13 protein-coding genes and 1 tRNA gene are annotated in these 15802 nt (G+C 73.2%); 3 read left to right on the forward strand and 11 right to left on the reverse strand.

Features of this window, described 5'->3' with window-relative positions:
• Nucleotides 1-12: 12 nt before the first annotated feature.
• Together FDO65_RS11225 and FDO65_RS11230 are read left to right on the forward strand one after the other, a co-directional pair.
• Nucleotides 13-411 (forward strand): NINE protein, encoded by a 399-nt coding sequence (locus tag FDO65_RS11225; protein ID WP_205849979.1) that lies wholly within the window; start codon nucleotides 13-15, stop codon nucleotides 409-411.
• A 44-nt stretch (nucleotides 412-455) separates the two neighbouring features.
• On the forward strand, nucleotides 456-812 hold the full coding sequence (locus FDO65_RS11230) for a DUF2752 domain-containing protein (protein ID WP_205849980.1): 357 nt from the start codon (nucleotides 456-458) through the stop codon (nucleotides 810-812).
• Between the two features lie 39 nt (nucleotides 813-851).
• On the opposite strand, the gene FDO65_RS11235 is transcribed toward FDO65_RS11230, so the two are convergent.
• Genes FDO65_RS11235 through FDO65_RS11245 form a run of 3 tightly spaced genes read right to left on the reverse strand, consistent with a single transcriptional unit; the run spans nucleotide 852 to nucleotide 4086 of the window.
• A complete protein-coding gene (locus FDO65_RS11235; protein WP_137449812.1) occupies nucleotides 852-1889 on the reverse strand; it encodes a Gfo/Idh/MocA family protein in 1038 nt (345 codons plus the stop codon).
• Entirely contained in the window at nucleotides 1886-2917 is a 1032-nt protein-coding gene (locus tag FDO65_RS11240; RefSeq protein WP_137449814.1) for a Gfo/Idh/MocA family oxidoreductase, read from the reverse strand. The genes FDO65_RS11235 and FDO65_RS11240 overlap by 4 nt, the downstream gene beginning before the upstream one ends.
• A complete protein-coding gene (locus tag FDO65_RS11245; protein WP_137449816.1) occupies nucleotides 2914-4086 on the reverse strand; it encodes a Gfo/Idh/MocA family protein in 1173 nt (390 codons plus the stop codon). The genes FDO65_RS11240 and FDO65_RS11245 overlap by 4 nt, the downstream gene beginning before the upstream one ends.
• A 175-nt stretch (nucleotides 4087-4261) precedes the next feature.
• Between FDO65_RS11245 and FDO65_RS11250 the strand changes: the two genes are divergently transcribed.
• Complete coding sequence (locus tag FDO65_RS11250) at nucleotides 4262-5272, forward strand: LacI family DNA-binding transcriptional regulator (RefSeq protein WP_137449818.1); 1011 nt, start codon at nucleotides 4262-4264, stop codon at nucleotides 5270-5272.
• 2 nt (nucleotides 5273-5274) lie between these two features.
• On the opposite strand, the gene FDO65_RS11255 is transcribed toward FDO65_RS11250, so the two are convergent.
• From FDO65_RS11255 to efeO, 8 genes are all read right to left on the reverse strand, one after another.
• Nucleotides 5275-6444, reverse strand: coding sequence for an MFS transporter (locus FDO65_RS11255; RefSeq protein ID WP_137449820.1), 1170 nt, complete (start codon nucleotides 6442-6444; stop codon nucleotides 5275-5277).
• 3 nt (nucleotides 6445-6447) lie between these two features.
• Nucleotides 6448-8034, reverse strand: a complete 1587-nt coding sequence (locus tag FDO65_RS11260; protein WP_137449822.1) for a CYTH and CHAD domain-containing protein — start codon at nucleotides 8032-8034, stop codon at nucleotides 6448-6450.
• A 615-nt stretch (nucleotides 8035-8649) separates the two neighbouring features.
• Nucleotides 8650-9801, reverse strand: a complete 1152-nt coding sequence (locus FDO65_RS11265) for an ABC transporter ATP-binding protein (RefSeq protein ID WP_137449824.1) — start codon at nucleotides 9799-9801, stop codon at nucleotides 8650-8652.
• A gap of 19 nt (nucleotides 9802-9820) precedes the next feature.
• Nucleotides 9821-9893, reverse strand: a tRNA-Thr gene (locus FDO65_RS11270).
• A 94-nt stretch (nucleotides 9894-9987) separates the two neighbouring features.
• Nucleotides 9988-11778 (reverse strand): VanW family protein, encoded by a 1791-nt coding sequence (locus FDO65_RS11275; protein ID WP_137449826.1) that lies wholly within the window; start codon nucleotides 11776-11778, stop codon nucleotides 9988-9990.
• 405 nt (nucleotides 11779-12183) lie between these two features.
• The gene (locus tag FDO65_RS11280; RefSeq protein ID WP_166442140.1) at nucleotides 12184-12699 is read right to left on the reverse strand and encodes a helix-turn-helix domain-containing protein; all 516 of its coding nucleotides are present in this window, start codon (nucleotides 12697-12699) and stop codon (nucleotides 12184-12186) included.
• A gap of 332 nt (nucleotides 12700-13031) precedes the next feature.
• Nucleotides 13032-14378 (reverse strand): iron uptake transporter deferrochelatase/peroxidase subunit, encoded by a 1347-nt coding sequence (gene efeB / locus FDO65_RS11285; protein ID WP_137449828.1) that lies wholly within the window; start codon nucleotides 14376-14378, stop codon nucleotides 13032-13034.
• A gap of 53 nt (nucleotides 14379-14431) precedes the next feature.
• On the reverse strand, nucleotides 14432-15682 hold the full coding sequence (efeO, locus tag FDO65_RS11290) for an iron uptake system protein EfeO (RefSeq protein ID WP_137449829.1): 1251 nt from the start codon (nucleotides 15680-15682) through the stop codon (nucleotides 14432-14434).
• Nucleotides 15683-15802 lie beyond the last annotated feature (120 nt).

Genomic DNA, 15802 nt, shown 5'->3' on the forward strand with positions numbered 1-15802 from the left:
TACGCTGCCTGCGTGCACCCACAGTCTCCGTACGGCTACAGCCCGGACCCCGGCCTGTTCTTCATCTCGATCATGGGGCAGGAACAGGGCCCCTACGATTTCGCCCAGCTCCGGCAGGCCGTCGCCATCGGCGACGTCAAGGGCGACACCTTCATCCGCTCGACCACCTCGCCCGCGCCGTTCCCGGCCCGACAGGTCCCGGGACTGTTCTCCCACCGGGACTGGCTGACCGCCACCCTGCTGTCGTTCTTCCTCGGCACCTTCGGGGTCGACCGGTTCTACCTGGGCTACACGGGGCTCGGGGTGGCCAAGCTGCTGACCTGCGGCGGTCTGGGCATCTGGGCGCTCGTCGACTTCATCCTGATCATCGTCCGCAAGGTGCCGGACGTCGACGGACGGCCCCTGCCCTGACCGTCTGGACACTCCCCCGCCGGGTCACCAGCCTGGAACGGCTGGTGGCCGGTGGGATGCTGGGCGCGGCGGTCGCCGGCGCGCTCGACCCGGCAACCGTCGCGAACGGACCGGTCGTGTGCCCGTTCCGGTTGCTCACCGGACTCCCCTGCCCCGGCTGCGGCCTGACCCGCTCCTGGGTGTTCGCGGTGCACGGCGATCTCGACGCCTCATTGGCCGCGCACCCGTTCGGACCGCCGCTGCTCGGCCTGACGCTCGTGCTCGCCGGGGTGCTGCTGGCGCGACGGGTCGCGGGCCGGGCGGGTCCGAACCTGGACCGTCTCGTCCGCCACCCGCTCACCGTCGTGGTGCTGGTCGGCTGGCTCGGGTGGGCGGTGTGGCGGCTCGTCGCAGCGCTCTGAATCCGCGCGCGGGATTCGACTGCAGGCCGGGGGCCAGGGTCAGCGCTCCTCGGCGAACACGATCCCCAGCTGCCGGCGGATCTCGTCGATCACCCGCAGGGTGGCGATCGAGTCCGCCAGCGGCCGGATCGCCGACTGCGTCCGCCCCTCGCTGATACACCGCGCGACCTCGGCCGCCTGAAAGTGCAGCGCCTCGTGGGCGACCGCCTCCTCCTCGTACCGCAGGCGGGCCGAGCCGTCCGCGGCGACCAGGGTGAACGTGCCCGGCTGGTAGAACGGCCCGTCCAGGAACAACGACGCCGACGTACCGGCCACCGTCGCCGTGGTCGGGGTCAGCCCGCCGAGAGTGGAGTGTACGACGGCCTGGTGGCCGGCCGCATCGGCCAGCAGCGCGCCGACCTGCCCGTTGACCCCGGCCGGGTGCGGCTGCCCGATCGCCGTGACGCTCAGGTCGGACCCCAGGATCCAGTTCGCGAACATCACCGGGTAGGTGCCGAGGTCGAGCAGCGGACCGCCGGCCAGGTCCGCCCGCAGGATGCGATGCGAGCCGGGGAACCACTCCCCCATGTCGGCCAGCACCGTCCCGATGGTGCCGAGGACGCCGTCGGCCATCAGCTGCCGGATGACGTCGAACTTCGGCAGGAAGAGGCTCCAGAGCGCCTCCATGCAGAACAGGCCACGCTCGTCGGCCAGATCGGCCAGCTCCTGCGCCTCGGCCGCGTTCAGCCCGATCGGCTTCTCGACCAGCACGTGCTTGCCGGCCTCCAGCACCAGCCGGGCGCAGGGACGGTGGGCGTTGTGCGGAGTGGCCACGTAGACGACGTCCACGTCCGGCGCCGCCACCAGTTCCTCGTAGGAGCCGTAGGCCCCGGACACGCCGAAGCGGCCGGCGAACTCCCGGGAACGGGCGACGTCTCGGGACCCGATGGCCACCACCTGCTGGCCGGTGTTCCGCAGCAGCGCACCGACGAACCGTTCGGCGATCCAGCCGGTGCCGATGACGCCCCAGCGCACGGACGGCGCGGCCCGCGGGTCGGGCACCCGCGAGGTCGGCAGCGCCGTGGGGAACCCGGTCACGACGCGACGTCCGGCAGCGCGACCGCGGTGGCCGCGCCGCCCGCGTGCATGGAGGCGATGACCGCGTCCGAGACGACCGCGGCGACGAGCCCGTCCCGGGCCGTGGCCAGCGTCGACTCGCGGCCGGCGATGATGGCGTCCACCCACTCCTGCAGCTCCAGGCGGTAGGCGTCGGCGAACCGGGGCCGCCAGTCGGCGGCCAGTCCGTGCCCGACCGACAGGTTGCCGCCGGTCACCACCGCGGCCGGCTGCGGCAGCACCGCGGTGCCGGTCTCACCGACCACCTCGGCGCCGATAACGTAGCCGTACCGGGCGTTGAGGAAGGTCTCCTGAACGGTCAGCACCCCGTCGGCGGTGCGCAGGTGCAGCAGCTGCGGGTCTTGGAAATCAGACACAGCAGTCGGCCGACCTGAGTGCCAGCTGACCTCGACGATCGGCGAGCCCAGCAGCCACGGGACGATGTCGAACTCGTGCACCGACGACCCGGTGACGCTGGACTCGCTGGTCGCACCCGGTCCGGACGAGACGCCCCGGCTGACGTGGTGGACCAGCAGCGGAGTGCCGATCGCGCCGGACCGCAGGGTGTCCCGCAGCTGGACGTAGCCCGGGTCGAAGCGGCGCATGAAGCCGAGGGTGACGACCGGCCGTTCGATCCGGCCGTCGCGGAGGGCGTCCTGCTCGGCCTGCACCACGGTGATGCACTCGGCCACCGTCGGGGCCAGCGGCTTCTCGCAGAGCACCGGCTTGCCGGCGGCGATCGCCGCCAACACCAGCTCGGCGTGGGTGTGGTCGGCCGAGGCGATGAGGACGGCGTCGACGTCGGCGTCGGCGATGATTGCGAACCCGTCGGTCAGCACCCGACAGCCCGGGATCTCGGCGGCCACCGCGGCGGCCCGGTCGGCGTCCCAGTCGGTGACGGCGGCGATCACAGCGCCGGAGACGAAGCGATGCAGGTTGCGGGCGTGGTCGGCGCCCATGATGCCGGTGCCGATCACCCCCACCCGCACCGGCGCGACGGCGGCGGTCATGCGGTCACCGGCCGCACCCAGGCACCGGTCGCGACGGACTCGGTCATCGCGTCCAGCACCGAGGCGCTGCGCACCGCGTCGACCAGGCTGGTGCCCACCGACGTGCCGGTCTCGATGGACTTCACGAAGCGGTACGCCTCGATGACCTTGAGGTCGTCGTAGCTCATCGCCGACGCCGACCCGGGCTGGAACGCGGCATAGTCACCGGCCTTCGGGCCGACGAAGACGGTCTGCAGCGGCTGGTCCTGGTAGCTCTCGCCGACCGACAGGGACAGCTCGCCCAGTCCCCGGAAGTCCCACGCGACCATGCCGCGGGTGCCGTGGACCTCGAAGCCGTAGGCGTTCTGCTCGCCCACCGCGACGCGGCTGGCCTCGGTGACGATCCGTGCGCCGGAGGCGAAGCGGACCAGCGCGGAGACGTAGTCGACGTTCTCCACCGGGCCGAGCTCGCCGCCGGTGGCCAGGCCGTGGCCGACGGTCGCGCCGGACGGCTTGGGCCGCTGCGGGATGAACGTGGCGGTGTCGGCGACCAGCGCGTCGATGCCGTCGCCCAGGACGAACGCGGCCAGGTCGACCGCGTGCGAGGCCAGGTCGCCCAGCACGCCGTTGCCGCCGCGGGCCTGCTCGTAGCGCCAGGTCAGCGCACCGTCCGGATGCCCGGCGTAGTCGCTGAAGAAGCGGAACCGGCCGTGGGTGACGGTGCCGATGTCCCCGGCGGCGATGAGGTCACGAGCCGCCTCGACGGCGGGGGCGTTGCGGTAGTTGAAGCCGACGGCGCTCTGCACTCCGGCCGCGGCCACCGCGTCGGCGACGGCGGTGGCGTCGGCGGTGGTCAGGCCGACCGGCTTCTCGATCCACAGGTGCTTGCCGGCCCGGGCGACCGCGCTGCCGATCTCGGCGTGCAGGAAGTTGGGGGCGGCCACGCTGACCGCGTCGATGCGCGGATCGTCCAGAATCTCCCGCCAGTCGCGGGCCGGGGTGACGAACCCGTACTGCGCGCAGGCCTCCTCGGCCCGGCCGGGGACCTCGTCGGCCACGGTGATCAGCTGCGGGGCCAGGGTGAGCGACGGGTAGTGGTGCAGCAGCCGCAGGTAGGCCTGGGTGTGGACCCGACCCATCCAGCCGAAACCGGCGACGGCGATGCCCAGGGGACGGCGGGCGGGGGGCATGGGTGTCCTCCTCGGTGAAGACGGATCAGCGGATCGATGGCGTCGGGGGCGGGCCGGGCCGAACTTGTGGACCGGTCCAAACGCCGTGGCCAGTCTTCGCGGACCGCCGTCGGATTGTCAAGACAAAATGGCGAGTCGCTGGTTATCGTGGACCGGTCCAGCGAGGGAGGCCGGGATGTCCGAGCGCGTCACCATCCGGACGGTCGCCGCCCGCGCCGGGGTCTCCAAGTCGCTGGTGTCGCTGGTGCTGCAGGGTTCGCCGCACGTCAGCCCGGCCAAGCGGGGCGCCGTCGAGCAGGCCATGGCCGAGCTGGACTACCGCCCCAACCTCCTCGCCCGCTCGCTGTCCGGCTCCCGTACCGGCCTGGTCGGGGTGCTGCTCGACGACCTGCGCAACCCGTGGTTCGTCGACTGCCTGGAGGCGCTGCGCGATGCCCTGCACGAACAGGGTCGGCACACCCTGCTGGCCGCCGCCGGCGGCGGGCAGGGCATCGACAGCGCCGCAGTGCCCAGTTTCCGTGAGCTGCGGGTCGACGGGCTGGTGGTCGTCGGGACCGTGCCCGGGGCGCAGGACCTGTTGCGCGCTGCCCGGCTGCCCACCGTCGTCGCCGGCAACCGGGATGTCGACCTGCCCGGCGTCGACGTCATCGCCAACGACGACCTGACCGGGGCGCAGCTGGCCGTCCAGCACCTGGTCGACCTCGGTCACCGGCGCATCGCCCACCTCGCCGGCCGCTTCGGGGTCGCGGCCGACCTGCGGGCCCAGGGCTACCGGGCCGCGATGGCCGACCACGGCTGGGGCGACCTGGTCCGGGTGGAGACCGCCGATGCCTCCGAGAGCAGCGCGTACTCCGCCGCCGTGCGGCTGCTGGACGCCGACCCGGATCGTCGGCCGACCGCGATCGTCGCGGCGAACGACCTGTCCGCGATCGCCGCGCAGTCAGCGGCGCTGGACCGCGGGCTGCGGGTGCCGGACGACGTGTCGATCGTCGGGTACGACGACACCTGGCTGGCCTCGCTGCGGGCCGTCGCGCTCACCTCGGTGGACAACGCCAACGCCGAGGTCGGCCGCCGGGCGGCGGCCGCGTTCGACGCGCGGATCGCCGATCCGGACCGGCCGGCGACGCTCGAACTGCTCACCCCGACCCTGCGGGTCCGCGGCAGCACTGGCATCCCGCCCGCCTGACGTCAGCCCCGGGATCGGGCCAATCGCAGCCCGCGCTGGAACGCGGCCAGGACCGACAGGCCGCCGAGGACCAGCAGGGGCAGTTCCGGGCCCAGGGTCGGCCGCACCGCCTCCAGCAGCACCGGCACCCCGAACCCGATGTAGGTGCACAGGTAGAACAGGCCGGTCAGCGACCCCCGGCTGTCCGGGGGCGCCCAGGTGGCCAGGTCCAGCAGTCCGGCCCGCAGGCACAGGCCGTAGCCGATGCCGAGCAGCACCGCCGCGGCCAGCACGAGCGCGAGGGCGGGCGCCGCTCCCCCGACGCCGGCCAGCACCAGCCCGGCGGCCGCCGCCGCGGCACCCAGCACCCCGGCGCCCGGTCCGGCTCCGACCCGGCGGGCCAGGACCTGGACGACGATGCCGGTGCCGAGGACCACCCCGGCCGAGATGCCGGTGAGCAGCGGACCGCGCAGCGACTCGTCCAGCCGCGACGGCAGGGTGACCACCCCGACCGTCGCGCCGGCGAACACCCACGGCGCGATGGGCAGGGCCCACCCCAATGCAGCGCTCGTCGATCGGACCCGCCGCGGCGCCGACGCTCCGGGCGCCACCGTCGGCGGGGTGGCCGTCCGGCCGGTGCCGACCGGCCTCAGCCGCGCCGCCCCCACCACGGCGACCGCCGAGAGCAGCGCACTGAGCCCGAAGGTGACCGGCAGCGGGTGCGCGCTCACCTGGGCCAGCACCCCGGAGACGACCGGTCCGCCGGCGAACCCGGCCGTCAGCGCCACCCCCGCCCACGTCGCGCCGGTCGTTCCGCGGCGGTCGGTGGCCCAGGCCGTTCCGGCGCTGAAGGTCGCCCCGGCCCCCAGCCCGACCAGGAGTCGGCCGACGATGAGTCCGGCCGGGTCGTGCCAGACCAGCAGGCTGACGGTGCCGAGCAGGGCCACGGCGGCACCCGGGACGGCCAGCACCTTGCGGCCGATGCGATCGGACAGCCCACCGCCCAGCAGCAGACCGGGCAGCAGGCCCACCGCGTACAGCCCGTAGACGCCGGCCAGCAGACCGGGCGACAGGCCCTCCTCTCGCTGCAGCACCGGCAGCAGCGCGGCGAAATGATTCGCCGCCCAGCCGGTGACGAACAGCAGGAACAGGACCGGGGCCACCGGGGCGACCGGGCGCGTGGAGCCGGTCAAGGCTCAGCCCTTCAGCCAGCGACGCAGTTTCTTGTGCGACACCGCGGACCAGACCTGCGGGAACCGCTCCTCCATGTCCCGTGCCAGGTACTGCTCGCGGGCGTGCAACCGGCCGATGGAGAAGGTGTTCTCGCCGTCCAGGAAGAACCGCGCGGCCATGTCCCGCAGCACCTGGCGGGCGACCACACTGTCCTGGTGCTCGCCGAGCACCTCCTGCAAATCCTCCGCGGCGGTGGCCAGCGCGGTCGCCTTCTCGCCGAAGGCCGGGGCGGCCGATTCGGCCGCGTAGCGCAGCCGCTTGGCCGCCTTGCGGATCTCGTGGAACCACTCGTCGCGGTGTTCGGCGCCCTCGGGCTCACCCGCGTCGACCAGGGCCCGCACCCGGCGGAAGGCCTTGCGGACCCGGGCGGTGATGACCTCGTCGGCCGGCTGGCCGGCCAGCTCCGTGAACGGCGGCTGCTGGGCCAGCTCGTCCAGGGCGTCCAGCAGCGCCCAGTACCGGTCGGAGTCCAGGGCGACCAGCAGCTCGTCGTGCGCTGACCGGTGGTCGGACTGCAGGGTCTCGGTGATGCGGGCGGCGATGGGCCCGAATACCAGGTCGTCGGGCTCCTGCGACAGCGCCCCGATCAGTCGTTCGCGCAGCACCTCGGCATCCCGCGGCCCACCCAGCTCCCCGGCGATCCACTTCAGCTCGTCGCGGATCGGGTCGGTGACCTCCCGATCCAGCAGCGGCCGGTAGGTGGCGAGCGCGCTGCGCAGCCGGCGGGTGGCGACCCGCATCTTGTGGACGCCGTCGGGCTCGTCGCGGCGGGCTTCGGGGTCGCGGGCCAGCAGGGCGTCGATCTGCTCGATGAGGTGCGCATGCAGCACGTCCCCCGCCCGGCCGTCGGCCGCGGGAACGGGGCTCGGCCGGCGCCGCCGCACTCCACCACCGAGGGCCTGCTCGAGCTTGTTGCCGGACTTCGAGGAGCGTGCCCCGGCGGCGAGCAGCCGGTCGGCCACGGCGGCGAGGAGTTCGTCGCCGCGCTCGTCGGCCCCGTCGGCCAGTTCGATCTCCCACTCGCGCCACCGGGCGATCCGCGCCTCGCCGGTCGCACCGTCGGGACGCACGGTGGCCACCGAGTCGACGACGTCGTCGACCGCCTCGGCGATCAGTGCGCCATCGGCGTCGAGCAGGCGGTATCGGGTGCGGGTGGTGGTCAGGGTGGCGATCGGAGCCACCGCTGCGCCGCGCAGCCGGTGCGGGACGAGCGCCAGCAGAGCGGTCGGAGGTTCGGTCAACGGACCCCCGGCCGGGTCGGCGGCCCGACCGGCGACCATCGGCTCGGTGTACTCGGTCCGCGCGTTCGGCGCGCCGGCACCGGCGGGGACCTTCAGATGCCAGCCGGCATCGTCGCCGCCGGTCCGGCGGCGCAGGGTGACCCCCACGCGGGCCAGCCGCAGGTCGGCGGTGTCGTAGTAGACGGCCACCAGTTCGGTGACGTCAGGGGCGTCGACCCGGGCGACACCCGGGACATCGGCCAGGTCGGGCCAGGCGGTATCGGCATCGACGTCGAACTTCTGCTCGACCTCGAGGTTCGTTGCGGTCATCCCCCGGGTCTACCACCCGGGTCCAGTGGACACGGCGGCGAGGGGCGGTGCCGGGCGGGACACCGAACAGGCTTCAGCGGCTGGCCATGCTCCGGTGGCCGGCCAGCACCCAGCCGGTCACCCCGCGGTCCCAGACGATGGGCGTGCCGGGCGGGTAGGAGGAGGAACAGCAACCACAGGTTCCGGAACGGGTAGCGGGAACGGCCTTCGACATGGTCTACGCCAATCTGGGGAGCAGCGCGGGCGCTGCGGGAAGGAGTGGTCCCCTCGTACCCACCGACGGTGGATGCCGATCAGTGGAGAGGGGGGAAAACGGTCCCGAACCGGCTTCGCACTACCGGGGATTGCCCGGATCGGCGGCGATATCGGGAGGACCGTGCGAGCAAAACGCTATCGATGGAGAACGGTGCTCAACAAGACACGGAGGGTCTGACCTGCAAAGTCAGCCGGTCGACTGGAATCGCCGGGTGGAAGGGACTTCACTGCTGCGTTCAGTAGCGCAGTGCCCCGTACGAGAACAGTGAACCACGCCTCGTGCCGCTTTCGGTGGCCAGTGGGACGATGCACACCACCGTCCGGCGCAGCCGAACACCGGCATTCCGGTCCCTGAACGTGTTACGCCGGCGCGAACAGCACCCGGTGCGGCGACTGCGGCTCACACACCATCGCCCTGGACGCATCGACGAGCAGCGGGACCAGATCCCCCGGCCGGGCCCCCGAGCGTCCGCTGTCCCGGGCGACCAGCCGGTTGCCGTCGCCGTAGACCGCGGTGACGTAGGTGTCGCTGCCCCGGCGTTCCACCCAGCGCGCCAACCCGTCCAGCCGAGCCAGGTGCGGATCCGGATCGTCCGAGCGCACCTGCACCGCCTCCGGGCGCAGACCCAGGACGACGTCCCGTCCGACCCACGGCGTCAGCTCCGGCGGCAGCGGCCGCCAGGTCGGCAGCACCCGGGACCCGACGCGGTACCCGCCCTGCCCGCCCGACTCGACCAGGGTGGCCCGCAGTCGACCGGCGGGCAGCGCCCCCAGGAAGTCGGCGACCAGCAGGTCGGCCGGACGGTCGTACATCCGTCGCGGCGCGTCGATCTGCACGACGGCCCCCTCCCGCAGCAGGGCCACCCGGTCGGCGACGGCCAGCGCCTCGTCCTGGTCATGGGTCACCCACAGAGTGGTCACGCCGGCACCGCGGACCGTCTCGGAGATCACCCGGCGCATCCGGATCCGCTCGTGGGCGTCGACATGGGCCAGCGGCTCGTCCAGCAGGAAGGCCCGGGGCGACATGACCAGGGCCCGGCCGATGCCGACCTGGCCGCGCTGACCGGCGGAGATCTGGTTGGGCAGCCGGTGCAGGAGCCGGCGCACCCGCAGCCGAGAGGCCTGCTCGGTGACCCGGCGGGCGGCCTCGTCCTCCGGGGTGTGCCGGGTGTGCAGGCCGAAGCCCATGTTCCGGGCCACCGTGAGGAAGGGCATCAGCTGGGTGTCCTCGAACACCATGGCGACATTCCGCAGCTGCGGGCTCGCGGACGTCGGCGAGCCGTCGATCAGCACCGACCCGGACTTCAGCCGGACCAGCCCGGCGATCGCCCGCAGCACCGTCGATTTACCGCTACCGGACGCCCCGACGACGACGAGCACCTCGCCCGGCTCGGCCAGCAGGGTCACCCCGTCCAGGGCGACGGTGCCGTCCCGGTGGACCACCCGGGCGCCCTGCAGCCCGGTGACGCCGACCGGCTGCTGTGAGCCGACCGTCCCCTGAGCACCGGGCATCGACGCCTCCTTCGGGCAGAGCCGCCGAGGGGACTTGAACCCCTAACCGCCCGATTACAAGTCGGGTGCGCTACCAATTGCGCCACGGCGGCCGGTGTCCGCGCCCGGCCGAGGCCGGGACGGAACCGTGACCAGCGTAATCGCTGGCACCCCCGGTCCGGCTCCGACCGGACCGGGGGCGATGCGTCACCCCGCGGGGGCCGGTTCGGCGGCCGGGGCGGGTTCGGCGGCCGGGGCCGGGGCGGCCGACGTGCCGGGCGCGGCGGCCGCGGTACTGGGGGCCGGGGTGGCGGCCGCCGGCGGCGGCTGGCAGACCACGTTGGGCTGACCGTTGTAGACGGTGGTGAAGTTCTCCCGCCGGATCTCCGCGCCGGCCAGGTCCTTGACGACCCGGGTGTCGACGATGGAGAAGCCCTGGCTGCCGGACGACGCGCTGCAGGACTGGCCGTACGGGATCACGACCCGGGGGGCGGAGGTGTAGTCGTACTTCTCGCCGCGGACCGACTCGACCTGGACGTGCTTGGTCCCCCACAGCCGCACGGTGATGTCACCGGAGGTCCAGATGGTCTGGATGAGCACCCCGGTGTCGTACGGGTTCTTGAACGCCAGCTCGATCTCGCCGTCGTAGACGGTCGCCTCCCGGCCGGCCGGGTAGCGGCTGATGTAGAAGGAGTGCGGGGTGTGCGTGACGTCGTCCATCCCGGCGAAGTACGCCGCGTTGTACAGGGTCGTGGCGAATTGGCTGATGCCGCCGCCGACGGCGGTGGACAGCCGGCCGTCCTGGATGACGCCGGCCTCGACGTAGCCCTCCGCGGTGCCGCGGGTGCCGGTGAACGCGTTGAGGCCGAAGGTGTCGCCGGGCTTGACGATCGCCCCGTCGACCTTCTGGGCGACGACGCGGATGTTGACGCCGGAGGAACTGGCGAAGCCGCCGGTGGTGAACTCGCCGACGACCTCCTTGATGCCCAGGGCGTTCGCCTGCTCGGTGGTGAACGCGGGAGCGGCCTCGGTGTAGGTCACCGGGACGGTCCGCTGGGTGCCCTGGACCGCGGAGGCCAACGCCGCCTCGGTGGCCGCCCAGTCGACGGTCCGGCCGTTCTCGCTGGGGCTGACGACGGGCGCGGCCGCGTCACCGGCACCCTGGATGCTGATGGTCGCGTCCTTCGGGGCCTGCTGGGTCGCCTCGACCGCGGCCGTGCTGTCCGCCCGGAGCCGCGCGGTGTCGACGGCCACGGTGAATCCGTCGCCGGCGTCCGGGGCGATGGTGGTGGCGGCGGCGATGCGGTCGGCGCCGATCTCGACCGGGGTGCCGTTGGCGTCCAGCACCACGGGCGCGGACAGCAGGGTGCGCACCTGGGTGGCCGCGGCGGCCGTGGCGTCGGCGCCGGCCCGGACGGGCTGCTCGGTGGTCGGCAGGTCGAGTGCGGCCAGCGACCGGTCGCCGCCCTGGGCCCAGGACGTCGCGATGGCGTCCACCGCCGGGTCGACCTGCAGGGTGGCCCCGACGACCGGGGTGACCTCCCGCACGGTCGGTCCGGTGGCGGTGCTGTCGATCCCGACCTCCCCCTCGACGGGGGCGGTGTCGGTCTGCGCGGCGATACCGGCGACGACGGCGGACAGGGCGGGCCGGTCGACCGAGACGACCATGGGCAGGTCCCTGCCGCCCCAGAACGAGGTGAGCCGGACGAACGGGTTGGCCGACCGCGTGCCGGCCGCGGCCACCGAGGCGTCGACGTCCGCGGTGAGCCCGGAGGTCGCCGGGTCGATCGTGGCGGTCACGCCGTGCGCGTGGATCTCCACCGGGGCGCCGTAGTTGTCGGCCGCTTCGGCGGCCAACCGGGCCTGCGCCTCCTGCGGGGTCAGGCCGCCCACGTCGACCCCGGCCACGGTGGTCCCGCGTTCGACGGTGCCGGAGGTGACGAAGAGGTCGATCACGTACGCCAGGCCCAGGACGGCCAGGACCGCCGCGGCGGCCAACGCTGCGACCCGGCCGGTGCGCGCCGGCCGGTCGCCCGGGCCGGAACCGGCCGCATCGGCACCGTCGACGGCCGGGATGACGACCGTTTCGTCGGCGTGGACGCCGTCGGCCAGGTGCCGGGGCTGGTGCGCCGGGATCTCCTGGGTCGCTGCGGCGTCGTCGGGCGGGCCCGTCGGGTCGGGGTCCGCCCGTTGTCCACCGGTCCCCTCGAAGCGCTGGCCGCCGTTCAGAAGATCACCTCGTCATCACCGGGGCGGAGGACCGTTCGGGTCGGTCGATCCGCCGTTCGTCGCTCACCGGGAGCCCTGACGGGACCTCCGGGTGACCATCATCCCCGTGGACGGGGACTGTTGACGAGGACGTGCGAACGGGGTGTGAGGATGCTCCCAGCCCGGTTGTCGGGATCAGCCGACGGTGGTGGGGACGGCACCGGCCCGGGCGCTGCGCACCGCGGTGACCAGGATGGTCCGGCACTCCCCCACGCTGACGTCCATCACGGCGGCGAGCGCGCCGAGGGCGGCGTCGTCCAGGGTGACGGTGCTGGAGGACGTGCCGCGCAGCTCGAACCAGCGCCGCACCGGGCTCAGCCGGGGGTCCTCGGCGGCCATCAGCTCGTCGACGTCCACCGTGATGGCCCCACTACCCGTGATGGTCGGGCGGATGGCGACGCCGCGTTCGGCGGCGGTCAGCAAAGCCCCGAGGTCTTCGCCCAGCGCGTGCGCGATGACCCACAGGACGTCCACACGCAGCGACCGGTGGCCGGTCTCGTAGTTGGCCAGCGCGGCTTTGGACACCAGGCCGCCGGTGCGCTGGGCGACCTCGGCCTGGGTCAGCTTCTGACGCCGGCGCGATTCGCGCAGCACCCGACAGACCGCGGCGGCGAACGCCTGCTGCGATCGGGCGTCATAGGGCTGCGTCAAGGAAGGATCCCTCCGGGAAGGCGAAGTCCGAGCGGGCGGCTGGGACGTCGAAGTGACAACGCTGCGTGATCCCGTCGCCACGATCACGCAGCCAAACGGGGCAAAACCTGTTCGTAGCGCGGTTTTGCCTCACCGTTTCTATCACAGCGTAGCGAACGTCTACACCCAAATGGCCCAGGCAGGTGACGCTTCGTACCCTTTCGTGCGGCTCGATGTCCCATTCGTCACTCGAACGAGCGACCTGTCCGGCGTCACCGCCGACAGGACGGTGGCCGCCGCCACCCGGTCCTACTCAGCACCTGTGCGCCGGGACATCCCCGCCGCGGAGAAGGTCACGACGTCGCGGGAGAGAACAGCGCCTTGCCGTACCAGTCGCCGACCGCCGACAGACCGGGCGGGCAGGCCCACAGGCCCCCGCCGATGTGCGCGATGTACTCGTTGAGCAGATCGGACTTGCCCAGGCGCGTCTGCAGCACCTTGAACTGGGCCTGCGGGTCGCGCTGGAAGGCGATGAAGAACAGGCCGGCCGCGAGCTTGCCGGTCGCCGGGTCCTGGCCGTCGGTGTAGTTGTAGCCGCGGCGCAGCAGCCGTACGCCGCCGTTGTTCTCCGGGCCGGCCAGTCGGATGTGCGCGGCGACGTCGATCACCGGCTGACCGTCGCTGCCGGTGGCCTCGTAGTCGACCGCGGTGAACTCGTCGCCGCCGGTCAGCGGGGCACCGGTCGCCTTGACGCGGCCGAAGATCTTCTCCTGGTCCGACAGCTCGTCGGTGTCCCAGGACTCGATCTCCATGCGGATCTTGCGGGCCACCAGGTACGAGCCGCCCGTCATCCAGTCGGTGGCGGGACCGGCCGAGTCCTGAGCGTCGACCCACACCCAGCGATCCAGCGCGGCCTGGTCGTCGGCGTGGATGTTGCGGGTGCCGTCCTTGAACCCGAACAGGTTGCGCGGCGTGCTCTGCCCCGCGCCGGTGGCCGAGGCGCGCCCGAAGCCGAGTTGCGACCAGCGCAGCGTCGCGGTGCCCCGGGCGGCCCGGACCAGGTTGCGGATGGCGTGGAAGACGACCTGGGGGTCGTCGGCGCACGCCTGGATGCAGAGGTCGCCGTCGGACAGCTCGGGGCGCATCACGGCGTCGCCGGGGACGGTGCCGAACGGCGCCAGCGCGGCCGGCCGCCGATCGGCCAGCCCGAACCGGTCGTCGAACAGACTCGGCCCGAACCCGACGGTGATGGTGAGCGAGTGCGGCCCGAGATCCATCGCCTCGCCGGTGTCGAACGGCGGCTGCTCGGGTTTGGTCGGCGAGCTGCTGACCGGCTCACCCCGGGTCATCCGGGCGGCCATCGCCGCCCAGCGACCCAGCAGTCGCTGCAATTCGGTCACGTCGGTGGTGGTGACGTCGAGGGCGGCGAACATCAGCCGCTCCTGCGCCGCAGTGGTGACACCGGCCTGGTGCCCGCCGTAGAAGTCGACGACGGCGTCGGCCCGGCTGGTGGCCGTCGCGGCGACCGCCTGGTCGACGGCCGCCGTGGTGGCGGCGTCGGCCCGTGCGGTGCCGAGACCGAAGCCGGCCGCCCCGCCGACCCCGAGACCCACCCCGACCCCGGCGACGGTCGCCGCCGCGCCGCCGAGGAAGCGGCGGCGGGACGGACCGGGCGGTGGGGTGTCGGGGTGGGCGTTCACGGTCGACGGCCTTTCGGGTGCAGCGGGTTCTTCGGGGACGGCCGGGCGGTCCGTCAGTTGGTGATCTTGGCGGCGACGGCCGACAGCGGTTCCTGGACGGCCAGCAGCGCGTCGGTCAGCTGCTTGCGATCGCTGTCGGTCAGCTGGTCGAACGGCTTCCAGCCGCCGATCGCGGACGGGTCCTTGTAGGTGTTGAGCAGCGTCATGAGGGCGTCGAACTTGGCGGAGATGTTCGGGACGACCGTCGGGTCGATCTGGTCCAGCGCGGGCTTGAGGGTGGCGAACGCCTGCAGCGAGCCCTCCACGTTGGCCTCGAAGTCGAGCAGGTCCAGCTTGGAATACGCCTCCTCCTCGCCGGTGATCTTGGAGGCCAGCACCTCGTCGAGCAGCCCGGAGGCGCCGTTCGCGATCTCGAACGCCTGGTAGCCGCCGGCGGTCCCGGCGTCGGTGGCGTCCGACAGCGCCTTGGCCTGGGTCTGCAGCTTGCCGATGTCCGCGACCAGGCCGTCGGCCAGGTCGGCCAGCCCGTCGGTCGACTTCTTCTCGAACAGACCCTGCTCGATGGGGTGGAAGCCGGTCCACTCGGTGCCCTGCTCCACGTCGCCGATCCGCAGGTCGATGGCCGGGTCGAGGTCGGGGAACGACTCGGCGACCGGCTCGATGCGCTCGTAGAACGGACGGGCCTTGGCGTAGGCCTGCTGGGCGGCCGCCACGTCCCCGGCCTTGATCGCCGCGGCCATTTCCTGCACCGGCGGCACCAGGAACGAGATCTGGTCGTCGACGTACGCGGCGTAGTCCTTGGTCGCCTGCGTCAGCAGCTCGGCCACGTCACCGGTCTGCTGGGCGGCCTGGCCGGTGACGGTGAACGGACGCCGCTCGGTCGAGGCACCGGGGCAGTAGATCTCGTAGCTGCCGCCGTCGAGGCGGGCCGAGAAGACGCTGTCGAAGCCGGGGGCGAGGTTCTCCCGCTCGCCCACGATGCGCTGGTCGGAGACGAGCTCGACCTCGGTGACACCCAGCGCGTCCTTGTTGGTGACGGTGAAGTCGACCGGGCCGGCCGGCACCGAGTCGGTGCTGGCAGTGCAGCCGTCGGCGTCGGTGATGGTGATGGTGACCGCGGTCGACCCGTCGGCGGCCGGGGCCGCCGAGCCGGACGACGCCGGGCTGGACGCGGGCGCGCTCGAGGCCGCCGACGACGAGGGCGCGGCGGTGGTCGTCGGCGCGGAACCGCACGCGGCGAGCAGGAGCGAACCGGACAGCAGCACGGCCGCGGACGCCCAGCGGTGACGGGGGGATGAGGACATTCGGACTCCAGGGTGGATGCGGGGTCGCGGCGGGGAGGAGGTCGGTGGCCGGGTGGGCGCCGTGGCGGTATCCGGACGGGCCGGGCAGGGGAACGGTCGAACGCGGCCCCGCTGGGCGGA

It is taken from the genome of Nakamurella flava, assembly GCF_005298075.1.
GTDB lineage: Bacteria > Actinomycetota > Actinomycetes > Mycobacteriales > Nakamurellaceae > Nakamurella > Nakamurella flava.